The following is a 24,300-nucleotide window of genomic DNA, read 5'->3' on the forward strand; positions in this document are numbered from 1 at the left end:
GAGAAGATATATGGGAATAATTCAATTAGATAAATTTACAATTGATAAAATTGCAGCAGGAGAAGTTATAGAAAGACCTTCTTCTGTTGTTAAGGAGCTGGTAGAAAACTCAATAGATGCCGGTTCCGGCGCTATTACCATAGAAATAAAAAACGGCGGGATAGACCTTATTAGAATCACGGATAATGGCTGTGGCATAGAAAAAGATGAGGTTGAAAAGGCTTTTTTACGCCATGCTACCAGTAAAATAAAAGATGCCACAGATTTATTTGACCTGAATTATCTGGGATTTAGAGGTGAAGCCTTAGCCAGTATCTGTGCCATTTCAAAAGTCGAATTAATTACCAAAACGGCTATGGAAATGATAGGGGTAAGATATGTAAATGAAGGTGGAGAAATAATCCAACATGAGGAAATCGGGGCTCCGGAGGGTACTACTTTTATTATCAGAGACATATTTTTTAATACTCCGGTTAGAAAAAAATTTTTGAAATCTCCTCAGACTGAAGCGTCCTATATTAGTGCAATTGTTGAAAGACTGGCACTTTCAAATCCAGATATATCCTTTAAGCTTATAGTCAATGGCAATACAAAACTTCATACTTTTGGTAATGGGAATCTTAAAGATGTTATTTATAACATTTATGGTAGAGATATTGCGAAAAACCTTTATGAAGTTAATTTTTCTTTAGAACATTACAGTCTTACAGGATATGTGGGAAAACCTGCTATTACAAGGGGGAACAGAAATTTTGAAAACTATTTTATAAATGGAAGATATGTTAAAAACAGCATTATATCAAAGGCCATAGAAGATGCTTATAAGCCCTTTATTATGCAACATAAATATCCATTTACAGCAATGTTATTTGAGATAGACGGAAATTATGTAGATGTTAATGTTCATCCTTCCAAATTAGAAGTACGATTTTTTGAAGGCTCTTTTCTTTATGATGAAATTTATAAAGCAATTTCTTCAAGCCTGACTCAAAAAAATCTTATTCCAGAAGTATCCTTTAAGAATAAGGAAATCAGAGAAGAAAAAGAATTTGTAAAATCACCGGAACCTTTTGAAAAAAACCGTATATCCATGATTCAAAAAGAAAGAAAACAAAACTTGGATATAATAAAGGAAGCGGAGAAAAATGATAAGAATATCCTTCTTGAAATAGGAAAAGAATTAGTAAATAATAATACACAACCCTATAATTTTATTAAGAACTCTGATAATTTAGATAATAATAAAATTTTTAATTCGGACAATGTTTTAACAAAAGAAGAGAATAAACTTTTTGAAAGTACTTATGATAAACCGTATGTTAAAGTTGAAACAGATGAAGTAAAGGTAGAAAAAAAGGAAAATGCCTTAGATGTTGAATTATCAAATGCGGTGCTTGATGAAAAGATAATTAAAGCAGCTAAACAGGAGGAAATTGTTGATTTTCTTAATGAAAACAATAATAATGATATCGAACAGGCTAAATTAAGTACAAAAGGTTTGGTAAAAATTGTGGGACAGATTTTTCAAACCTATTGGATAATACAATATAAAGATGAAATGCTGATTATTGATCAGCATGCAGCCCACGAAAAAGTTCTATATGAAGAAATGATGAAAAAATATAATAATAACGAAGTGATGTCTTCTCCTTTGCTGATTCCTGAAATGCTTTCTTTAACAAGTACAGAAGAGGAAGTATTGATTAATAATATGGATTCTTTTAAAGAATTAGGGTATGAAATTGAACCTTTAGGAGATAGAGAATTTGCAGTTAAAGCCGTACCTTTTAATCTTTTGGGGATAAATACTAGGGAGATGTTTTTTGACATTCTAGCCGGTTTATCTGATGAGATATCACCTAAAGATACAAGTGTACTTATTACGGAAAAACTTGCTTCCATGTCTTGTAAAGCAGCAGTAAAAGGGAATACAGAGTTATCAACAATGGAACTGACGGCATTATTTGAAAAGATGTTGGCTTTGGATAATCCATATAATTGCCCACACGGGAGACCTACAATGATATCCATGACAAAATACGAAATTGAGAAGAAATTTAAAAGGATTGTATGATATGAAAAAACCTCTTGTAATATTAACCGGCCCGACGGCAGTAGGAAAAACAGCCCTTTCTATAGAGCTGGCAAAAAAAATAAATGCAAGTATTATATCTGCTGATTCAATGCAGGTTTACAAGGAAATGAACATTGGCACAGATAAGATAAAACCTGAAAATATGGGAGGTATAAAGCATTATCTGGTAGATGAATACGAACCGGAATTTAACTTCAGTGTGTCAGTGTTTAAAGATAGAGCCAATGAATGCATCGAAGAAATATATTCTGAAGGTAAAATCCCACTTATTGTTGGGGGAACCGGATTTTATATTCAGGCAGTATTGAAAAATGTTGATTTTACGGAAACCAATGAATCATTAGAATATAGAGCTTATCTTCAAAAATTAGAAGATAATGAAAAAGGCTGTCTTCATAATATGCTTAAAAAAATAGATGAAGAAGCTGCAGTTTCAATACATCCTAATAATGTAAAAAGAATAATAAGAGCATTGGAATATAATCATTTTACCGGTCAATTGATTTCTGAACATAATAAAAGGGAAAAAGACAGGGAGTCTCCTTATAATTATGCATATTTTTGTCTAAATGATGAGAGGCACCTTTTGTATGAAAGAATAGAAAAAAGAATAGATGAAATGATAGAGGAAGGCCTTGTTGAAGAAGTAAAAGCTTTGAAAAATAGAGGATTAAATAAAGAATTTACATCTATGAAGGGTCTTGGATATAAAGAAATTCTCGATTATCTGGATGGCGAAACCACATTGGAGGAAGCTTTTATTTTGCTAAAAAAAAGCACGAGACATTTCGCAAAAAGACAGCTTACATGGTTTAATCATGAAAAAGATGTAATTATGGTTAATAAGAATGAATATAATTATGACAATAATAAAATATTAGAATATATAACAGGAATTTTAAAAGAGAAAAATATTATTTAGAAAGGATTATTTTGATGAATAAGGAAAATCTTTTGGAAGAAATGTATAAAGAAGGGGGAATTAGAAAGGAAATTCTTGATTTATCAAACCAGATAGAAGATTCTTTGAAGGATAGATTTAAAAAAATTGATGAAACCGCTGAGTATAATCAATTAAAAGTACTTTATGCAATGCAAAAAAATAAAGTTTCAGCTCAATGTTTCAACACCGCAACAGGATACGGTTATGATGACGAGGGTAGAGATATATTAGAAAAAGTATATGCCGACTGTTTTAAAACAGAAGATGCACTGGTGCGTCCTCAGATTACCTGTGGTACACATGCTCTTTCCATAGCTTTAGCGGGAAATCTTCGCCCGGGAGACGAACTGTTATCACCTGTTGGAAAGCCATATGATACCTTAGAGGAAGTAATAGGAATCAGAAAATCAAAGGGTTCTTTAGCTGAGTATGGCATTAGTTACAAAGGCGTTGATTTGCTGGAAAACGGAGATTTCGATTACGATGGAATAAAAAAAGCTATCAATGAAAAAACAAAACTGGTAACTATTCAGCGTTCCAAAGGATATGCCACAAGACCAACTCTTTAAGTAGAAAAAATTGGTGAATTAATTGCATTCATAAAAAACATCAAATCTGATATTATATGTATGGTAGACAACTGTTATGGAGAATTTGTGGAAAAAATCGAACCATCTGAGGTGTGCGCTGATATGATAGTAGGTTCTCTTATAAAAAATCCGGGAGGAGGACTGGCTCCTATTGGAGGTTATATAGCAGGAAAAGCCGAATATGTTGAAAACTGTGCCTGCAGACTTAATTCGCCAGGATTAGGAAGAGAAGTGGGAGCTTCTTTAGGAGTTATGAGATCATTTTTTCAGGGATTTTTCATGGCACCTGTGGTTACGGCAGGAGCATTAAAAGGAGCAATCTTTGCTGCACACATGTTTGAAAAACTTGGCTTTGAAACATATCCGTCAGCAGACACAAAAAGACATGACATTATTCAGGCTGTTACTTTAAGAAGTGAAAAAGCCCTAAAAGCATTTTGCACCGGAATTCAGGCAGCAGCACCTGTTGACAGTTATGTTACTCCTGAACCTTGGGATATGCCTGGTTATGATGATAAAGTAATAATGGCTGCAGGAGCATTTATTCAGGGTTCTTCCATTGAATTAAGTGCAGATGGTCCTTCAAGAGAACCTTATAATGTTTATTTTCAGGGTGGACTTACCTGGTACCATGCAAAATTTGGTATACTAAAGGCAATAGAAGAAATGACAAAAGCAGGTATAATAAGCCTTTAAAACTAATTATTTCTATACAATTTTTTAATAATATGTTAAAATATTTCTGATATGGTTAATTTTGTCTGGCAATTTTACTGAGTTATTCAGTGAATTCCTTTTTCAAGAATGTGGAGAAATCTGGGATTGGAGACTAAATGACTGGACGATTAACAATTAAAGAATTACCAAATTCTGAAAAACCTTACGAAAAGTGCATTAATAAAGGGGTTGAATATCTGTCAGATGCGGAACTTCTGGCAGTTATTTTACGAACAGGGACTGTTGGTGCAATGTCTACAGACATTGCACAAAAAGTTCTTTCGAAAATTAAACCGGAAAACAATTTGCGTTATCTTGATAAGTTATCCCGCAAAGAACTGTTGTCCATAAAGGGGATAGGTCAGGTAAAGGCATTGCAGATAATGTGCTTATGTGAAATTGCAAAAAGAATCAATATTTCAAAAGCCCTTGAAAAAATCAGCTTGAATTCCCCTAAAAGTATAGCTGATTATTATATGCCAAGGATGTCTTTTTTAACACAGGAAGAGCTTATAGTGGCAATGTTTGACAATGGCAATCATTTTATTGATAGCGCTTGTGTTTTTAAAGGAACAGTAAATTCTTCGCTGGTTTCGCCTAGAGAGATATTTATTGAAGCCTTGAAAAAAGAAGCGGTAAAGATTGTACTTTTGCATAATCATCCCGGTTCTATAATGCTTCCTAGCAGGGAGGATTTAGAATTTACAAATAAAATGGTTAAAATCGGCGATTTATTAGGCTTAAAAGTTATTGACCATATTATAATAGGTGATGGTTCATATTACAGTTTTCTGGAAAAAGGCTTATTGTAGGGTAAAAATTGTTCAACTGAAGTGGTTGAACACTGAATTTAGAAGGGAGCACAATATGTCAAATACTATATTTGGTATAGATTTAGGTACAAACAATATTAAGATCTTTAATCAATCTGATAAAAAAATTCTCAATGAGAAAAATGTAATTGCAATTATTAATAAAAATCAGCTTTTTGCTTATGGGGATGCAGCTTATGAAATGCATGAAAAAGCTCCGGGAAATATTTTAGTTACATTTCCTGTTCATTTTGGTGTTATAGCTGATTATAAAAATATGCAAATTTTACTTATTGAGTTTTTGAAAAAAGCTTCAAAGACAAAGCTTAAAAATGCTGAATTTATAATTGCAGTTCCGACAGATATTACGGAAGTTGAAAAGAAAGCATTTCATGATATAGTTAAAAGCTGTGGAATCAAATGTAAAGATGTACTTATCGCTGAAAAACCAGTTGCCGATGCCATTGGAATCGGTTTAGACATAAAATCAGCAACAGGTACTCTTGTAGTAGATATGGGGGCTGATACAACAGAGATATCAGTACTTTCTCTTGGCGGTATAGTATTAAGTCAGCTTATTCATCTTGGGGGCAATAAACTGGATGAATCAGTTATTTCATACATCAAAAAAACTCATGGAATTGACATTGGTAAAAAGACAGCCTGTGCTCTTAAAGAAACCATTGGTTCAGCGATAAAACTGGACGAACCTGAAACCATGGTGGCTTATGGAAGGGATATTGTTACAGGCCTTCCAATAGAAATTACAATTGATTCAGATTTAGTATATGAAGCTATCAAAGAAAATCTTAATTCTATAGTTAATAATATAAAAATTATTCTTGAAAGAACTCCACCGGAACTTTCAGCAGATATTATAAATCACGGTGTATATCTTACAGGCGGTGGATCACTTATTAAAAATATTGATGTATTACTTGAACAGGAACTTAAGATTAAAGTCAACACCTGTGAAACACCTAGTGAATCTGTAGTTAAAGGACTTATGCAAATGGCAACGGACTCAAAATACCGTCCTTTAGCCTATACTATGAAAGTAAAAATATATAATTAATAATAAAGCCGGCATTTGGAGGAAAAAATGAAGAAAAAATCAAAATTCAATCTGCCTGGAAAATATGTATTGCTGGCTTTAACCGTTTTATGTCTGACTCTTATAGTTATTACTTACAAATTTGATATTTCTTCGACACCTTTACAGACTGTATCAGGATATATCTTTATTCCAGTACAAAGAGGTATAAATAATCTGGGATTGTGGTTTTCAGATAAAGCAGATAATTTAAATGACATTAAAGCCTTACAGGAAGAAAATGATAAATTAAAATCCAAGATAGAAGAGCTTACCACACAAAATTCACTTCTTGAGTCAGAACATTATGAGTATAAAAGACTTTTGAAACTTTATGATCTTGGTGAACAATATGCCAATTATGATAAAGTTGCCGCCAGAGTTATAGGAAAAGATTCTGGAAACTGGTTTAGTACTTTTATTATAGACCGTGGAAGCGATAATGGATTAAAAGAAAACATGAATGTCATTTCTGATGGCGGTCTTGTAGGAATAATTACAAAAGTCGGCAAAAATTGGGCGACAGTAAAAAGCATTATAGATGACACAAGTAATGTCTCAGCCATGGATTTAAAGACATCTGATACTTGTGTTATAGAAGGTGGACTTGAACAAATGAACAAAAATCAGGACATGATTTTTACAAAAATGCATGATTCTGATTCAAATTCACAGATAAGTGATCAGATTGTTACATCAAACATAAGTGATAAATATTTACCTGGTATTCTTATTGGTTATATTACATCCATAAAAGATGATGATAACGGACTTACCAAGACAGGAACTATAACTCCGGTTGTGGATTTTGAGCATATGCAGGAAGTTTTAGTCATTACGGCTCTTAAATAAGGAGGCAAACTTTGAAAAAATTTTTAATATTTTTTTTAACTGTATTTGTATGTTTTGCCTTACAGTGTACAGTATTTAAAGCCTTGAGCTTTGCAAATATTTCTCCTGACCTTTTACTTATTATTACATCATGTGTTGGATTTATGAAAGGTAAAAAGCAGGGGATGTATGCTGGATTATTATGCGGAATTATTGTAGATATATTCTTTGGAAATGTATTTGGCTTTTATTCACTTTTGTACATGTACATTGGTTATGTAAATGGATTTTTTAACAAAATTTTTTATCCGGAAGATATTAAACTTCCAATGATACTTATCGGAGCCAGTGACTTATCATATAATTTTTTGATTTACTTTTTCCTGTTTTTGTTTAGAGGAAGAACAGATTTTGTATTTTATTTATTACATACAATAATCCCAAGCTTTATTTATACGATTTTAGTAACCATTATTCTTTACAGGATTTTGCTTCGCATAAATGAATATCTTGAGAATTCAGAAAGAAGGAGCAACAGTAAATTTGTTTAAACGAATTATTAATAATATAAAAGATTTTGTAAATGAACATATATTATCAAGAACTCTGGTTTTAGTTATCACCATATTGGCAATTTTTGCAATAATTACTTCAAGACTTTTTGTTCTTCAGATAGTAGAAGGAGCTAATTATCTTGAAAATTTTACTTTGACTATAAAAAGAGAAATAACTATTGCCGGAACCAGAGGAAAAATTTATGACAGAAATGGTGAATTGTTGGCTTATAATGAGCTTTCTTATGATGTGACCATAGAGGATAACGGAACATATTCCACCAGAAAAGAAAAAAATGAAGCTATAAATAAAACTATTTCAGATTTAATAGATATCGTAGAAAAAAACGGTGATAAGGTGGTCAGCGATTTTAATATAGGCGTTGACGAAGGTGGAAATTACAAATTTCTGGTAGATGGAACAAAATTGTTACGTTTTTTAGCGGATATTTTCGGTCATAAATATACAGATGATTTAAAATATAACGAAGATTTGGGATATGATGAAGCAAAGGCAAGTGCTAAAGATGTTGTGAAATATCTATCATCCAGTGCAATTTATGGGATTTCTGATAAATATGACAAAGTTAAGACAATTAAGATAATAACAGTAAGGTTCGCTCTTGCTCAAAATGCTTATCAAAAATATATCTCTACCACAGTGGCTAATCAGGTTAGCGATGCTACAGTAGCAGCAGTAATGGAACATATAGATGAACTGGTTGGCGTAAATATAGAAGAAAATACTATTCGAAAATATAATGATTCCGTATGTCTATCAAGTATTTTGGGCTATACAGGAGTTATTTCAGATGAAGAAATGGAAAAGCTGAATAAAGATGAGAAAAAATACGACTCAACAGATATAGTTGGTAAAGCAGGCATAGAGCAGGTTATGGATTCTTATCTTCAGGGAAGCAAAGGTAGTGAAACTTTATATGTTGACAATGTAGGTAAAGTAATAAAAGAAGCTGATTTTGTTCCTTCTTCATCGGGAAATGATGTATATCTTACAATTGATAAAGATTTACAGGCAAAAGTATATAAGATGATAGAGGAACAGCTCGCAGGAATTATTTGCAGTAAATTAATTAATGTTAAAAATTACAATGTTGAAAATGTTGCAAAAGCCAGCGAAATAAAAATTCCTATGGATGATGTATATTTTGCCTTGATAAACAATAATATTATAGATATTAATCATTTTACGGCTAATGATGCCTCAGAAAATGAGAAAGCAATTTTATCAGCCTATGAAGTTGCTAAAGCTGCAGCGGTTTCAAACCTTACCGGAATTATAAATGATTCCTCAGGTTCTAAACCTTATAATACTTATACAAAAGAAATACAAGCATATTGCGATTATATTCAGACATCTTTAAATGCTGCAGGTGTTATTGTTACTTCAAATTTCAAGGACGATGAAACATTTGATAAATGGACTAAAGGAAACATCAGTCTTTATGAGTTTTTGAGTTATGCTATCTCCAGTGGAAATCTTGATTCCACTCAGATTGAAACATCGGTTAAGTATTCTGATTCAGCAGAAGTATACCAGTCACTTGTTGAATACATTACAAAGCATATATTTGAAAGTGACGGATTTTCTAAAATCGTATACGATTATATGATAAAAAACGATGCCATATCAGATTCACAATTATGTCTAATACTTTTTGACCAGGGAATTATACAGGATACAGGCTCAGAAGCTGAAAGCCTTTCAAACGGCAGTGTAAGTGCATATAATTTTATGTATAATAAAATAAAAACACTTGTTATAACACCTGCAATGTTGGCTTTGGATCCTTGTTCAGCTTCATGTGTTGTTACAGATGTAAATTCCGGAGAAGTATTGGCGATGGTTTCGTATCCCGGATATGATAATAACCGCCTTGCCAATACAGTAGATGCTAATTATTATTCAGCACTTACAAAGGATAAATCATTACCTTTGTTTAATCATGCAACACAGGAAAAAACGGCTCCCGGTTCAACCTATAAGATGATAACCGCCACAGCCGGCCTGACAGAAGGATATGTTACTACCGGTACTACCTTTACATGTACAGGAATATTTAATGCCATTTCTCCTCCGGCTAAATGCTGGAAATATCCATCTGCACATGGTGCATTAAATGTATCACAGGCGATTCAACATTCCTGTAACTATTATTTTAATGAATTAGGCTATATGTTTGGACAGTCAAATGGATCTTATGATTCAGACCTTGGTTTGTCAGTTTTGAAAAAATATGCTTCAATGTACGGTTTAAATGCGAAATCCGGAGTAGAGATTCCAGAGAGTGATCCGGAGATTTCAGATAAAGATTCTGTAAGGTCAGCTATAGGACAAGGTAGTAACAACTATACTACAGTGCAGTTGGCAAGATATGTAACAACCGTAGCAAATAGCGGAACCTGTTACAATTTAAGTCTTCTTGATAAAGTTACAGACAGTGAAGGAAATACAATTGAAGATTTTACTCCTGCAGTTTATAATACACTCGATGAAGTAAACGCTAGTACATGGGATGCCATACATACAGGTATGCATGCAGTTATTGGCGATTTGGATGCCTTTAAGAATACAACTACGGATGCCGCTGGAAAAACCGGTACTGCCGAAGAAGTTTCAACAAGAGGAAATCATGCATTATTTGTGTCATATGCTCCATATGATTCTCCTCAAATAGCTTTGGCGACACGAATACCATACGGCTATTCATCCGGTAATGCTGCTGAAATAGGAAGTGAAGTAATCAGGTATTATTTTAAAGAAGAAGGCTATGAGAATATAATTGATGGCATGGCCAACAGTTCAGGTCAGGTAGTGGGAGATTAAAAAAAATAGGAGGAATGAAAATGTCAGAAAATCCAATAATTATTAAAAGTAATCCTTATGGAATTTCTGTTGTTATGGATGAGACGCTTCCCTTTGAGGAATTTAAAGAAAAATTAATTGAAAAATTCAATAGTTCAGAAAAGTTTTTTAAAAATGCAGATTTAGCTCTAGGCTTTGAAGGTAAAAAACTTTCTTCTAAAGAGGTAGAAGAGATATTAGCTGAAATCAAAGAAAAAACAAAAATAAATGTTGTTTCGATTATAGATAATGATCTAGAAAAAAGAGCACTTTTTAAAAGAAGTGTGGAAATATCCGGAAAAGATTATATTAATTCAAATGCGGAAATAATTACCGGACAGATTCGTTCCGGACAGGTTTGCAGCAGTGAAAAAAGTCTTGTGGTTATCGGAGATGTAAACCCCGGTGCGGTAATCGAGGCTAAAGGAAATATAATAGTTATTGGCTCTTTAAAAGGTAAGGCATTTGCCGGTTGTAATGGCGATGAAGAAGCATTTGTAATTGCATTAAATATGCAACCGGTTCAAATTAAAATTGGTAATGTTATAGCCAGAAGTTCGGATTCCTCGGATTCAAATGAATACGGGGCAATGAGAGCTTTTGTTGAAGATAATAGAATATGCATAGAAATGTTGAATAAAAAATAACATATTAACTTGGGAGGAAAGAATAAAATGAGTGAAGTAATTGTAGTAACATCCGGAAAAGGTGGAGTTGGAAAAACAACTACCACAGCAAACGTTGGTACTGGTCTCGCAAAACTAGGCTATAAAGTGGTTCTTATTGATACAGATATAGGACTTAGAAATCTTGATGTTGTAATGGGACTTGAAAATCGCATTGTTTACAATCTTGTAGATGTTATTGAAGGACAATGCAGACTCCAGCAGGCACTTATTAAAGATAAAAGAAATGAAAATTTATATCTTTTACCTTCAGCACAGACCAGAGATAAGACTTCAGTTTCTCCGGAGCAGATTAATGCTCTTGTTGAAGAACTTAGAAAAGACTTTGACTTCATATTTTTAGATTGCCCTGCCGGAATAGAACAGGGATTTAAAAATGCTATTGCTGGTGCCGAAAGAGCATTGATTGTTACAAATCCGGAAGTTTCAGCAATTAGAGATGCAGATAGAATTATTGGTCTTTTAGAAGCAAATGGTATTAAAAAGATTGATCTTATCGTAAACAGAATTAAAATGGAAATGGTTGAAGAAGGAAATATGTTATCTATTGATGATGTTGTGGAACTTCTTGCAATAAATGTTATTGGAATTGTTCCGGATGACAAGAATATTGTTATATCTACAAATAAAGGTGAACCACTTGTTGGTAATGATACTCTTCCGGGAAAAGCCTACGAAAACATTTGTCATAGAATAGTTGGAGAAGAAATTCCTTTTCTTGATCTTTCTGTTAATAAAGGCTTTTTTGCTAAGATTGGCAGTCTGTTCAAGAGAAACTAGTAGGAAGGAGTAAAAAAATGAGTTTGTTTGATGTAGTATTTAAGAAAAAAAGTTCAGCAGAGGATGCAAAAAACCGTTTAAAATTTTTGTTGGTTTCTGATAGAACTGACTGCTCTCCAGAGATTATGGAAGCCATAAAAAACGATATAATAGCTGTTATTTCTAAATATATGGATATTGACAGTGATGGTCTTGACATTCAGATTACTCAGACAGAGTCAGAGACCAGTGATGGAACTGTACCGGCTTTATATGCAAATATACCAATCAGAGATATGAAACATGGTTCAACAAAATAAAAAATAACAGGGAGTTTAAATTATTTTTTTTGGAGGATTTATGCGGATTCGATATAATATCAGGTATTATCGTTTTTCTTTGGTAGTACTTGCAGTCGTTTTGTCTTGCATCGGTATTGTCCTTGTAGGAAGTGCCGAGGCAGACCTTGAGAGTCGACAGATGATTGGTCTTTTAGGTGGACTTTTCGTTATGGTGGTTGCATCAGTCGTTGACTATAATTACATATTGAATTTTTCCTGGATAATTTATGTTTTCAATATTATTTTGTTGATTTCAGTACGTTTTCTTGGTAGAACAGTAGGTGGTTCCCAGCGATGGATTAGCATTGCCGGAATCCAATTTCAGCCATCAGAGCTATCTAAGCTATTAATTATTTTGTTTTTTGCAAAGTTTTTTCAAGAGCATATAGAAGAAGTCAATACCTTAAAATTTATTATTCTTTCTTCTGTTTTGATGGCTATACCTACAGCTTTGATATTGTTACAGCCTGATTTGTCTACGACAATTGTTGTAGCTTTATTGTTTTGTGTATTGTATTTTATATCAGGATTATCTATAAAAATTATACTTGGTGTTCTTGCTCTTTTGATACCTGGTGGAATCATCTTTTTTATTAATATTCTAAATGGTAACCTTAAACCTATTTTAGGATACCAGTATAATAGAATAATATCCTGGTTAAGACCTGAAGAATATACGGATTTGTCATATCAACAGACAAATTCAATAACCGCTATAGGTTCAGGGATGCTTTTTGGGAAGGGATTAAATAACAATCTTATTTCTTCAGTAAAAAACGGAAACTTTTTATCGGAGTCCCAGACAGATTTTATATTTGCTGTTGCAGGAGAAGAATTGGGATTTGTTGGATGTATGGTTATAATTGGGTTACTTATTCTCATAGCTTTCGAATGCTTTTGGATAGCACGAAATGCAAATGATATTTCAGGGAAGCTGATTTGCTGTGGAGTAGGTAGCTGGATTTCATTTCAAGGTGGAATTAATATTTGTGTTGCAACAAGACTTTTACCAAATACAGGTTTACCGTTACCATTTGTAAGTTATGGACTAACATCGTTAATGACCCTGTTTTTGGCTATAGGTGTGGTTTTGAACGTTGGTTTGCAACGAAATACTTATGCCAGGCATGAAACAATACGATAATTTTATTATAAATATATACTGAAGGAGGGATAAGAGTGAATATTGGTCTACTCGCTCACGATACAAAAAAGAAATTAATACAGAATTTCTGCATTGCTTATAGAGGAATACTTTCAAAAAATGATTTGTTTGCCACAGGCACAACAGGAGTATTGATTGAAGAGGTTACAAACCTGACGGTACATAAATACCTTGCAGGTCCCTTAGGGGGATCACAGCAAATGGGAGCAGAGATTTCAAGTAATCATATGGATTTAGTGATTTTTTTGAGGGATCCTGATGCATTAAAACAAAATGAAAAAGATTTGGATTATATTTTAAAACTTTGTGATAAGCACAGTATTCCGGTAGCCACAAATGTTGCTACTGCTGAGCTTTTGATTAAATCACTTGATAGAGGAGATTTAGAGTGGCGTGAAATGTATAAATAAAAAGATTTTATGTATTATAATGCTTATTATTATATCAGCTTTTTCGATAACAGGCTGTTCATCGAAAAAACTTGTTAAAGCATATACATCCGCTGATGCTGCAAATATTGTAAAGGATAATGATTTAAATTTACTTTCGACAGGTTTATGTGTAACAGGACAGGAAGATATATTGTCTGATGAAGTCGATGCTGATTATTCTGCTGCGTCAGCCTTATTTGATATTACAAATACAAATACTGTTTATGCCAGGAATATATATGAAAAACTGTATCCGGCCAGTACAACAAAAGTATTAACAGCATTGGTAGCTTTAAAATATGGTAAGTTAGACGATGAAATTACAGTAAGCGAAAATGCATTGAATCTTGAAGCAGGAGCCAGTTTATGTGGATTATCCACGGGAGACAAAATAACATTGAAAGATGCCCTTTACGGACTTTTACTTGCCTCAGGAAACGATGCTGGTGTTGCCATAGCCGAGCATATTTCAGGAAGTATAGCTGATTTTTCCGCTTTAATGAACAAAGAGGCTAAGGGTTTAGGTGCTATTTCATCAAATTTTATTAATCCACATGGCTTACATGATAATAATCATTATACTACGGTTTATGATATGTATATTATTTTCAATGAAGCTATAAAGAATAAAGATTTTCTGGATATAATAGCTACAAAAGAATATGTTGCTGAAGTAATTCATAGTGATTCATCTAGTGAAAAAATCACATTTTCTGCTACAAATTATTATTATCTTGGTTATTCGGAAGCACCTGAAGGAGTAACAGTATTAGGAGGAAAGACCGGAACAACAGATGAAGCAGGAAGTTGCCTTGTTCTTCTTACTCAAAAAGGTGATAATAAATACATTTCAATAGTCTATAAAGCGATAGATAAAGCATCACTTTATAAACAGATGAATCAATTATTAAGTTTGGAATAGGAGTCTTTTTAGACTCCTTAATTTTTAATTTTGGACAAATGAGAAAGTAATCATGAACGAAAAAGAAATATATTATCATTATTCAGACTATTTAAAAGAAAAATACAATACAAAAGTTTATAAATTGCCTGTTAATCTTCCGGTAGGCTGTCCTAATAGAAAAGACAGTCAGGGATGTATTTTTTGTGCTCCTGTTGGAACCGGCTTTGAATCTTTGGAAGAGAATATCAGCGTAAAAAATCAATTAATAAAAAACAGAGATTATATAGGTAAAAGATATAAAGCCAAAAAATTTATAGCGTATTTTCAAAACTATACAAATACTTACTTGCCTTTTGAACAATTTAAAACATATATTAATGAAGCTATGGAAGTAGAAGATATAGTAGAAATATCCATATCTACAAGACCTGATTGTATAAGTAAGAAAATACTGGATTTTTTGTTGGAAGTACATAATAAGGGGTATGAAATAAACATTGAATTAGGCCTTCAAAGCGTTAATTATAAAACCTTGCAATTAATAAACAGAGGTCATGGATTAGGAGAATTTATTAGTGCAGTATTAAATATAAAAAAATATCCCTTTACAATATGTACGCATATGATATTAAATCTTCCCTATGATGATATTACCGATGTAATTGAAGGGGCAAATGTTTTATCATCATTACCTGTTGATATCATAAAATTACATTCTCTTTACATAGCTAAAAATACAATATTGTGTGAACAATATGAAAATGGTAAAATACATTTATGCTCAAAAGATGAATATATAAACAGATTGGGAGAGTTTTTAAGTCGTTTGCGTCCGAATATTTGCATAGAAAGACTGTTTGCCAGAGCACCTGAGAGAGATGTGGTATTTGCTAATTGGAACAGTAGTTGGTGGAAACTAAAAGATGAATTTGTCTCTTATATGTGCGAAAACCAACTAAAACAGGGATGTAATTACGAAATATTAAATGAAAAAGCTTTAAAAAAGGCGGGTTTTTAAGTGATAGATGATAATAGAAGAATCAGAAAAAAAAGAAAAAATAGAAAAAAAATCAGTAATGTAAAAAGACCCTTAAAAATTGATTTGGGAGTTGTACTTTTTTCATTAATTGTAATATACTTTCTTTCATTTGGAGTATTAAGATATTTTAATACAAATCATATAAGCGTTTATGAAGTTACAAAAAGCACAATCTCTGGAAACGCTAAATATTCGGCTTTTGCCATAAGGAAAGAAACCGTTTATAATGCTTTAGATGAGGGAAAGATAGATTTTTGTATTAGAGATTGTGAGAGAGTTGCTGCTGGAGAACCGGTTTATACTCTTGATAAAACAGGAGAGCTATCCAAGTTACTGACTTCTTTAACTACAGAAGATACAAGTCTTTCTGACGATTCACTTAAGTCTTTGGAGTCAGATATAGCATCTTTGAAAGACAATTATTCACCGGATAATTTTGGCCAGATATATGATTTTAAAAATGCTATTGAAAGAAATATATTGTCAGAAATTAATTCAGATAAACTCACCGAACTTATAAAAACAAATGGTTTAAAAGAAGGTGATTATTCAATTGCCAGAACAACAGACAGTGGGATCATTGTTTTGTCAACAGATGGTTATGAAGGTGTAACAGTAGATTCCTTCAACGAAGATATGTTAAATCAAGACAATCTTAAACCAAACAATTTAAAATCAAATGATAAAGTTGCGAAAGATTCACCTGTTTATAAACTTGTTACTTCAGAAAAGTGGAATCTTGTTATTAAAATTGAAAAAGACTTGGCTGAAAAATTGAAAGATTATTCAGCTATTCAAATAAGATTTACTGAGGATAATGTTACTACCTGGGTTAATTATTCTATTAAAACCAGTGGTGACAAAAACTATATGATTTTTTCGTTGTCCAATTCAGCCATTAGATATGCCTATGAAAGATTTGTGAATATAGAACTTGTCTTATCAAGTATTTCTGAACTTACTTCTTCGGGCTTGAAAATTCCAAATTCAGCCATTATTAAAGGGGATTTCTATAAAATACCTGCTGATTTTTATACAAATGGAGATAATGGAACACAAAAAGGTTTCTTATTAAAAACATATAATAAAGACAAAGAAACAGTGGAATTCATCACACCAGATATATACTATTATGACGAAGACAAAGATGGCAAAAGTTATTATTATCTTAGTGCTCAGGATTTTGAAGCCGGTACTGTATTTATAAAAAATTCAGGTCAGGAAGGCTCAGGGGATGGCAGTTCAGAAATTAACGAATATACTTTGTCAAGTTCTGTGCAGCTTCCAGGAGTTTATAATGTTGATAAGGGGTATGCTGATTTCAGGGTAATAAAAGTAGTTTCATCTACAAATGATTACAGTATAGTTGAATCAGGCACTACATATGGTCTTTCAATATATGATCATATTGCTTTAAATGCCTCAATAATGCAGGCTAATCAAATGATAAATTAAAATAAAAAGATATATTTAAGGAGAGAAAAATGGTAAAGGAAAACTTAAAGGAAGTTATTTCCAGGGTAGAGGCTGCTTGTAAGCGCAGTGGAAGAAAACCTGAAGATGTAACACTAATTGCTGTTAGTAAAACAAAGCCTATAGAGATGATAGAAGAAGCATATTCAGCCGGAACCAGAGAATTTGGTGAAAACAAGCCACAGGAAATGAAAGAAAAATACGAAGTGCTTCCAAAAGATATTAATTGGCATATGATAGGAACATTACAAAGAAATAAGGTAAAATATGTAGTTCCAAGAGCAAGCCTGATACATTCAGTTGATTCTCTTAAGCTGGCAGAAGAAATAGACAAAGAAGCCAAAAAAATAAATAAAGTAATGCCTGTTCTTATTGAGGTAAATGTTGCAAAAGAAGATACAAAAGCAGGCATTTACACAGAAGAGTTGATGTCTTTGATAGAAGATGTTTCAAGACTTGAAAATGTTCAGATTAAAGGACTTATGACTATAGCTCCTTATGTAGAAAATCAGGAAGAAAACAGAGAGATATTTCGCACTTTAAAACAATTATCGGTTGACATAGCAGAAAAAAACATTGATAATGTTATCATGCAGATTTTGTCAATGGGGATGACAAATGATTATGAAGTTGCTATAGAAGAGGGTGCTACCATGGTTAGAGTTGGTACAGGCATCTTTGGTGAAAGAAATTATGGAAACTTATCCTAAAAAATAAAGATTGGAGTGTAAAAATGAGTGTATTTGATAAATTGCTGACAGGCATGGGTTTAAGAGATGACGGATATGATGATGATGATTATGAAGAAGATGACTTTGAAGAATATGAAGAAGAAAAACCTAGAAAAAAACCATTCTCAAAAGAAGACAGTCAGATAGAGGATTTCTCCAAGGCATCAAAAAACAGTAAAATCAGACAAATGCCTAGAAGATCAAACATGACAGTTTGTGTTTTAAAACCTTCTTCAGTTGAAGATGCACATGAGGTTACAGATACATTACTTTCTAACAGAACTGTAGTGTTGAATTTAGAAGGATTAGATGTTGAGATAGCTCAAAGAATCATTGACTTTACATCTGGTTCTTGTTATGCAATAAAAGGAAACCTTCAAAAAGTGTCAAATTATATTTTTATAATCACACCTTCAAATATTGATATTTCTGGAGATTATCCGGAAGATTTAATCGGAGCCTTAGCTGTTCCACCTATAAATCATGAATAATAATTATACGATAAATCATTTTAATGACCTTGTAGTAAGAGCAGGCAAGGTTAATAATGTAGTATATACAGATTTTTTAAATCTTAATGAACAGTTATATTTTCAAAATCTCCCTAATAATAGTGATGTAATATGCATTTTATGGGGAGGTTTTGATTTATCACTAAGGAAAATGGCGGCCATTATTCCCAGGGATTATTTATATGATAGTAATGTTAATATTGACTTTCCTTTTTCTTTAGTCAAAATTGAGCCTGTAAATCATAAATTTTCAGATAAACTAAGTCATAGAGATTATTTGGGTGCTCTTACTTCTACAGGTGTCGACCGTTCCATGTTTGGTGATATTATTGTGGAAGAGGAACAGGCTTATTATTTATGTTCCAATAAAGTATTGGACTATGTGTTAAGTTCTATTGAATCAATAAAAAGAACCAATGTCGTTTCAAAAATAGTAAGCTCGGATATTCTATTCGAATTGAAGAAAGAGGAATGTATTTTTAATATATATCCTTATCATAAAGAAATAAGCCAAAAAATTAAATTTAAAGAGATTAATGCTACTGTATCTTCATTTAGATTAGATAAGCTGGTTAGCCTTGCTTGTAAAGTATCCAGAGCAGAAGCTGTTTCCATCATTAACCAAAAGAGGGTATTTATAAATGACGAAACAGTCACTAAAAATGACTATATATTACCTGATAATTGTGTTATGACTGTCAGAGGTTATGGCAAATTTAATATAATATTATCTTTTGAAAAAAATTCTAAGGATAAATATCATTTAAAATTATTAAAATATATTTAGGAGTTTAAGGAAAAATGTTAGATTATATAACTGTAGATAGTAATAAATTTACACCTTACAATATAGTTTTTGATAAAAGTTATGATGATTTAGAGAATCAGAACATATTTAATGACAAAAGTAACAGAAGGATTTGCATTGTATCAGACACCAATGTTGCTCCTATATACATGGAAGTTGTTAAAAGAATTCTTTTAAAAAAATTTAAAGCAGTTACATCAATAGTAATTACAGCAGGTGAAGAACACAAAACACTGGAAACAGTAAATAAAATATACAAACATCTTATAGAAAACAGTTATGACAGAAATGATATGTTAGCTGCTTTAGGTGGTGGCGTCGTTGGTGATATAACAGGCTTTTGTGCTGCAACATATCTTAGAGGGATAAAATTTATTCAGCTTCCTACAACACTTCTTTCTCAGGTGGACAGCAGTGTCGGTGGAAAAACAGGGGTTGATTTTGAACAATATAAGAACATGATTGGCGCATTTTATCAACCGGCTTTAGTTTATATAAATATAAAAACTCTGGATACTCTTGAAAATGAACAATATATTTCAGGTATGGGAGAGGTATTAAAATATGGTCTAATTAAAGACAGGGAATTCTTTGACTGGCTAGATAAAAATCATAGCCTTATAAATGATAAAAATGAAGATATTCTTATTCCTATGATAAAACATTGCTGCGAAATAAAACGAGATGTAGTACAAAGGGATCCAAAAGAAAAAGGCGAAAGAGCACTTTTAAATTTTGGTCATACTATTGGTCATGCAATAGAAAAACTAATGGATTTTAAGCTGTTTCATGGACAATGTGTTAGTCTTGGAATGATAGCAGCATCCTATGTGTCTTTATGCAGAAATCTTATTTCGGACAATGATTTTAATCTCATAGTAAATGTACAAAAAAAGTTTAATATGTTGACTGAATTTGATAAGTTATCTGTTGAAAATATCATAGAAGCTACAAAGCATGACAAAAAAATGGATTCAGGTCAAATCAGATTTATACTTCTAAAAAAAATCGGAGATGCTTATGTAGATGATACCGTAAATAATAGTGAAATGGAAAATGGAATTAATATTCTTAGATAAATATTTAAATTAGGAGAAAATAAATGTATAAAAATAAAAAAAATAAGTATATATATGGATTTTTGTTACTTATTTTCTTATTGGCAATAGATTTTTTTACAAAATATCTTGCAGATAAGTTTTTAAAAGGTAAGGAACCCATTATTATTTTTAAAGATGCATTAGAATTGTACTATCTTGAAAACACAGGAGCTGCATTTGGAATAATGGCAGGAAAGCAGATGTTTTTTGTTATTGTCTCGATTTTGATTCTTATTGGAATTATTTATATATATGTAAAAATTCCATTAGAACAACGCTTTAATATATTAAATTATCTATGCATATTTGTAATGGCAGGAGCAATAGGAAATCTGGTTAACAGGATAATGCTAAACTATGTAATAGATTTCATTTATTTTTCACTGATAAGATTTCCTGTATTTAATGTTGCTGACATTTATGTAACATTAGCAATAACGATACTTATAATAGTCTTGTTACTTGTATTTGACGAAAATGACCTTTCATTTTTGAAGCCTAAAAAAAAGGAAGATTAGAATGAACATTTATGATTATGTAGTCAGTGATGAAATGGATGGAGAAAGACTTGATGTCTATTTATCATTATTATTGGAAGATAAAAGCAGAAGCTATATACAAAAGCTCATAAAGTCAGGAAATGTTAGCGTTATTAGAAGTGATAAACCTATATTAAAGATAAAAAACTCTTGTATTCTTTCAGAAAATGATAAAGTACAAGTAGAAGTGCCGGATATTACCATGCCCACCATTGAAGCTGAAAATATAGATTTAGATATAATATATGAAGATGATGATATTTTAATCGTCAACAAACCAAAAGAAATGGTAGTTCATCCAGCAGCAGGACATTATACCCATACATTAGTTAACGGATTGTTATATCATTGTAAAAATCTATCAGGTATTAACGGTGTTATGCGTCCGGGAATCGTACATAGAATTGATATGAATACTACGGGAGCGTTGATTGTATGTAAAAATGACTACTCTCATAAATTTATTGCAGAACAGTTGGCAAAACATTCAATAACACGAAAATACGAAGGTATTGTTCACGGAGTTTTTGACAATGAAGCTGGAACGGTGGAAGGTGCTATTGGTCGTGACAAAAACGATAGAAAAAAAATGGCAATAGATTTAAAAAACGGAAAACCGGCTATTACGCATTATAAAGTTATTAAAAACTACAAAAATCATGCACATTTGGAGTTTCAGCTGGAAACAGGAAGAACTCACCAGATAAGAGTTCATATGAAAAGTATTAATCATCCCCTATTAGGTGATGATATATACGGTTCCGGTAAATCTAAAATTAAAAATCTGAAAGGACAGTGTCTTCATGCAAGAATAATAGGCTTTATTCATCCCACTACAGGGAAATATGTCGAATTTGAAGCACCTTTACCTAAATATTTTATAGATATTTTAGAAAAATCAAGCCTATAAATGCTATTGTTTCGTGGATAATTTTTTTTACTTGTAATATAATAATAAGGTAGTGGTATTTGTTTAATAATTTTTAGACAAATTATAGAATAAAATATTATACGACAGGGGTGAATGATTATGAATTCTATAATAACTATAGGCAGGCAGTACGGAAGTCAGGGACATGCTATAGGTGAAAAACTTGCGAAAGAGCTAGGTATTCCTTTTTATGACAAAGAAATATTAGCTAAAGCTTCAAAAGAAAGCGGTATTTGTCAGGAATTATTCGAGCAAAATGATGAAAGGGCTTCTTCAAGTTTTTTCTATTCTTTGGTTATGGACAATTCATATCTTGGGTATGGTGCTAATTCCAATTGGGAAATGCATTTAGGTCAGAAAATTTTTCTTGCTCAGTTTGATTCTATTAAAGATATTGCAACTAAGGGAGCATGCGTAATAGTTGGAAGATGTTCTGATTATGTTCTTGAAGGTTATGATAATCTTGTCAGTGTTTTTATTCATGCAGATCTTGAGTACAGAACAAAAGTTGTTATGGAAAGAGAAGGTTTAAGTGAAAAGAAAGCACTTGAACATGTAATGAGAACTGATAAAGAAAGAAGAAGTTATTATAACTATTATACAAATAACAGATGGGGTGATTTAAATAATTATCATCTTACTATTGACAGCAGTATAGCCGGTATTGACGGATGTGTGGATATTATTAAAGAATTTGTGAATGTAAAAGAAAATAAAAACGAATGATTTACGAACCTGTAAACAAGGAAAGGAAGATAAATATTGTATAACATAGGAATATGTGATGATCAGATAATTTGTGCTGAAACTTTCGAAATTTCAGTAATGAAAATCATGAAAAGTTTTGATATTGAGTATAGGACTTTTATTTATACCAGCAGTAATGAAATGATTGCTGATTTAAAATCCGGTAAGACTACATTGGATATATTATTTTTAGATATTATTATGAATAAAGAGGATCATAATGGAGTAGAAACTGCTAACATTATAAGAAAATTCAATGATGATCTTACTATAGTTTTTGTAAGCAGTACAGATGAATTTACTTTAGAGGGTTATTCCGTAAGGGCGTTACAGTATTTATTAAAACCTGTTAATGAAGAGAAACTTCATGATCTTTTAGAATATGATTTAAGAGACAGAATAAGTGAGAATACTACATCTAAAAACTATATTTATTTTAAAGTAAAAGAATCAACCAGAAAAGTGAATTATAAAGATATTGTATATATAGAAACCTATGGAAGGGGAATTAAGGTTGTATTAAAAAATGACGACTTCATTTCATCCTATAAGATATCCCAGGTACTTGAAATGTTGACACCGACTTTTTTTATACAATGCCATCAAAGCTATATCGTAAATACCAATTATATTTCAGAAATAAAACATCTTGAAATCATTACAAATACTGAGGATTCAATACCAGTAAGCCGCTCTCACTGGAAAGAAGTTAAACAGATATTTACCTAGTCTTTCTGTATTATTACTCAAATGTTAAATGAGACGTTTTAAGTGTCAAATATGAAATAATAATTATTTTAGTTTTTTAATATGATATTATAAATTCAGGTTAAATGAGACACAAAAAACATGGTGGAGGAGTTATACAGAATGATGATTTCAACTGAATCACTTGACGAAGTAATAAAGAGCTCCTATGAAGGAGATAATGATGGATTTGGTTATTTAATAAAGAATTTGAAAGCTGTTTGTAATTCATTCGGCGATGAACTTTCTGAAAAGATTACACAGTTTCTTTCAGAAGAATACGGTATTACGAATGATCGTCAGTTAAGGCTTGCGAGCCTTGATGTAGAGGTCGATTTAGCAGAATTTATTAATTCTCAGACCGTTTAAATTAGGTTATTATATTTAACATTTCTTTCTTCATATTTTCTAAAAAGGGCTATACATTTTGTATAGTCTCTTTTTGTTGAAGAAAGTCAATATCAGGCTGAATGATATGACTTTACAATAATTATTTTAAATGTTAATATATCTCAAAGAAAAAAATTTTGAACAAAATAGCAGATAGTGGATTTTCTATGTCCACTTAATAATTCAGGAGGAAAAATGACAAGCAAACAAAGAGCATATTTGAATAAACTTGCTGCAAATGAAAAAGCAGTTTTAAGCGTTGGTAAAGAAGGTGTTACACCTGAGTTTATAAATGCATTGGATGAAGTTTTAGAAAAAAGAGAACTTGTTAAAATAACATTTCAAAAAAACAGTCCATATCAATCAAAGGATATGGCTCAGACTATTGCTGAAAGAACAAACTCAGAAATAGTTTCATCATTAGGAAGAAAGTTAGTTTTCTTTAGAGTATCTAAAACAAACAACAAAATAATAATATAAAGAAAAGTGAGAAGTTAAT

Annotated in this window: 25 protein-coding genes and 1 pseudogene; all 26 read left to right on the forward strand. The window is 31.8% G+C overall.

Annotated features, from left to right (window positions below):
• Positions 1 to 10: 10 nt before the first annotated feature.
• The 26 genes and pseudogenes from mutL to BM153_RS00920 all read left to right on the forward strand — a co-directional run bounded on the left by mutL (position 11) and on the right by BM153_RS00920 (position 24,281).
• Positions 11 to 2,074 carry a DNA mismatch repair endonuclease MutL gene (gene mutL, locus BM153_RS00795; RefSeq protein ID WP_092869872.1) on the forward strand — a complete coding sequence of 688 codons (2,064 nt, stop codon included), beginning with the start codon at positions 11 to 13 and terminating at the stop codon, positions 2,072 to 2,074.
• Between the two features lies 1 nt (position 2,075).
• Positions 2,076 to 3,017, forward strand: a complete 942-nt coding sequence (gene miaA, locus BM153_RS00800; RefSeq protein ID WP_092869956.1) for a tRNA (adenosine(37)-N6)-dimethylallyltransferase MiaA — start codon at positions 2,076 to 2,078, stop codon at positions 3,015 to 3,017.
• Positions 3,018 to 3,031: 14 nt separating this feature from the next.
• Positions 3,032 to 4,324, forward strand: a pseudogene (locus tag BM153_RS00805) (methionine gamma-lyase family protein).
• 137 nt (positions 4,325 to 4,461) lie between these two features.
• Positions 4,462 to 5,157 carry a RadC family protein gene (gene radC / locus BM153_RS00810; protein ID WP_092869873.1) on the forward strand — a complete coding sequence of 232 codons (696 nt, stop codon included), beginning with the start codon at positions 4,462 to 4,464 and terminating at the stop codon, positions 5,155 to 5,157.
• Positions 5,158 to 5,212: 55 nt separating this feature from the next.
• Positions 5,213 to 6,232: a rod shape-determining protein gene (mreB, locus tag BM153_RS00815; RefSeq protein ID WP_092869874.1), complete on the forward strand. Its 1,020-nt coding sequence runs from the start codon at positions 5,213 to 5,215 to the stop codon at positions 6,230 to 6,232.
• Positions 6,233 to 6,259: 27 nt separating this feature from the next.
• A complete protein-coding gene (gene mreC / locus BM153_RS00820) occupies positions 6,260 to 7,102 on the forward strand; it encodes a rod shape-determining protein MreC (protein ID WP_092869875.1) in 843 nt (280 codons plus the stop codon).
• Positions 7,103 to 7,113: 11 nt separating this feature from the next.
• Entirely contained in the window at positions 7,114 to 7,632 is a 519-nt protein-coding gene (gene mreD, locus BM153_RS00825; protein ID WP_092869876.1) for a rod shape-determining protein MreD, read from the forward strand.
• Positions 7,625 to 10,480: a penicillin-binding transpeptidase domain-containing protein gene (locus BM153_RS00830; protein ID WP_177205520.1), complete on the forward strand. Its 2,856-nt coding sequence runs from the start codon at positions 7,625 to 7,627 to the stop codon at positions 10,478 to 10,480. Before mreD ends, BM153_RS00830 begins: the two co-directional genes overlap by 8 nt.
• 20 nt (positions 10,481 to 10,500) lie before the next feature.
• Positions 10,501 to 11,145 carry a septum site-determining protein MinC gene (minC, locus tag BM153_RS00835; protein WP_177205521.1) on the forward strand — a complete coding sequence of 215 codons (645 nt, stop codon included), beginning with the start codon at positions 10,501 to 10,503 and terminating at the stop codon, positions 11,143 to 11,145.
• Between the two features lie 27 nt (positions 11,146 to 11,172).
• A complete protein-coding gene (gene minD, locus BM153_RS00840) occupies positions 11,173 to 11,964 on the forward strand; it encodes a septum site-determining protein MinD (protein ID WP_092869879.1) in 792 nt (263 codons plus the stop codon).
• Between the two features lie 17 nt (positions 11,965 to 11,981).
• Positions 11,982 to 12,263, forward strand: a complete 282-nt coding sequence (gene minE / locus BM153_RS00845; protein ID WP_092869880.1) for a cell division topological specificity factor MinE — start codon at positions 11,982 to 11,984, stop codon at positions 12,261 to 12,263.
• Between the two features lie 40 nt (positions 12,264 to 12,303).
• Complete coding sequence (locus BM153_RS00850; RefSeq protein WP_092869881.1) at positions 12,304 to 13,428, forward strand: FtsW/RodA/SpoVE family cell cycle protein; 1,125 nt, start codon at positions 12,304 to 12,306, stop codon at positions 13,426 to 13,428.
• Positions 13,429 to 13,463: 35 nt separating this feature from the next.
• The gene (locus BM153_RS00855) at positions 13,464 to 13,859 is read left to right on the forward strand and encodes a methylglyoxal synthase (RefSeq protein ID WP_092869882.1); all 396 of its coding nucleotides are present in this window, start codon (positions 13,464 to 13,466) and stop codon (positions 13,857 to 13,859) included.
• Positions 13,843 to 14,802 carry a D-alanyl-D-alanine carboxypeptidase family protein gene (locus BM153_RS00860; protein WP_092869883.1) on the forward strand — a complete coding sequence of 320 codons (960 nt, stop codon included), beginning with the start codon at positions 13,843 to 13,845 and terminating at the stop codon, positions 14,800 to 14,802. Before BM153_RS00855 ends, BM153_RS00860 begins: the two co-directional genes overlap by 17 nt.
• Before the next feature lie 52 nt (positions 14,803 to 14,854).
• Positions 14,855 to 15,802 carry a tRNA modification radical SAM protein MnmL/YtqA gene (locus tag BM153_RS00865; protein WP_092869884.1) on the forward strand — a complete coding sequence of 316 codons (948 nt, stop codon included), beginning with the start codon at positions 14,855 to 14,857 and terminating at the stop codon, positions 15,800 to 15,802.
• Positions 15,803 to 17,278 carry a biotin/lipoyl attachment domain-containing protein gene (locus BM153_RS00870; protein WP_092869885.1) on the forward strand — a complete coding sequence of 492 codons (1,476 nt, stop codon included), beginning with the start codon at positions 15,803 to 15,805 and terminating at the stop codon, positions 17,276 to 17,278.
• 29 nt (positions 17,279 to 17,307) lie between these two features.
• The gene (locus BM153_RS00875; RefSeq protein ID WP_092869886.1) at positions 17,308 to 18,006 is read left to right on the forward strand and encodes a YggS family pyridoxal phosphate-dependent enzyme; all 699 of its coding nucleotides are present in this window, start codon (positions 17,308 to 17,310) and stop codon (positions 18,004 to 18,006) included.
• Positions 18,007 to 18,029: 23 nt separating this feature from the next.
• Positions 18,030 to 18,518, forward strand: coding sequence for a cell division protein SepF (locus tag BM153_RS00880; RefSeq protein ID WP_092869887.1), 489 nt, complete (start codon positions 18,030 to 18,032; stop codon positions 18,516 to 18,518).
• Positions 18,511 to 19,326, forward strand: coding sequence for a YlmH/Sll1252 family protein (locus tag BM153_RS00885; protein WP_092869888.1), 816 nt, complete (start codon positions 18,511 to 18,513; stop codon positions 19,324 to 19,326). The genes BM153_RS00880 and BM153_RS00885 overlap by 8 nt, the downstream gene beginning before the upstream one ends.
• Positions 19,327 to 19,340: 14 nt before the next feature.
• Positions 19,341 to 20,426, forward strand: a complete 1,086-nt coding sequence (aroB, locus tag BM153_RS00890; RefSeq protein ID WP_092869889.1) for a 3-dehydroquinate synthase — start codon at positions 19,341 to 19,343, stop codon at positions 20,424 to 20,426.
• A 23-nt stretch (positions 20,427 to 20,449) separates the two neighbouring features.
• Positions 20,450 to 20,965, forward strand: a complete 516-nt coding sequence (gene lspA / locus BM153_RS00895; RefSeq protein WP_092869890.1) for a signal peptidase II — start codon at positions 20,450 to 20,452, stop codon at positions 20,963 to 20,965.
• A 1-nt stretch (position 20,966) separates the two neighbouring features.
• Positions 20,967 to 21,896 (forward strand): RluA family pseudouridine synthase, encoded by a 930-nt coding sequence (locus BM153_RS00900; RefSeq protein ID WP_092869891.1) that lies wholly within the window; start codon positions 20,967 to 20,969, stop codon positions 21,894 to 21,896.
• 114 nt (positions 21,897 to 22,010) lie between these two features.
• Positions 22,011 to 22,643 (forward strand): cytidylate kinase-like family protein, encoded by a 633-nt coding sequence (locus tag BM153_RS00905; protein WP_092869892.1) that lies wholly within the window; start codon positions 22,011 to 22,013, stop codon positions 22,641 to 22,643.
• Positions 22,644 to 22,679: 36 nt separating this feature from the next.
• Positions 22,680 to 23,393, forward strand: coding sequence for a LytR/AlgR family response regulator transcription factor (locus BM153_RS00910; RefSeq protein ID WP_092869893.1), 714 nt, complete (start codon positions 22,680 to 22,682; stop codon positions 23,391 to 23,393).
• Between the two features lie 141 nt (positions 23,394 to 23,534).
• The gene (locus tag BM153_RS00915) at positions 23,535 to 23,780 is read left to right on the forward strand and encodes a hypothetical protein (protein WP_092869894.1); all 246 of its coding nucleotides are present in this window, start codon (positions 23,535 to 23,537) and stop codon (positions 23,778 to 23,780) included.
• 216 nt (positions 23,781 to 23,996) lie between these two features.
• Entirely contained in the window at positions 23,997 to 24,281 is a 285-nt protein-coding gene (locus BM153_RS00920; RefSeq protein ID WP_092869895.1) for a YhbY family RNA-binding protein, read from the forward strand.
• Positions 24,282 to 24,300: the final 19 nt, after the last annotated feature.

Origin of the sequence: Acetitomaculum ruminis DSM 5522 (genome assembly GCF_900112085.1) — a bacterium.
In the GTDB taxonomy this organism is placed as follows: Bacteria; Bacillota; Clostridia; order Lachnospirales; family Lachnospiraceae; genus Acetitomaculum; species Acetitomaculum ruminis.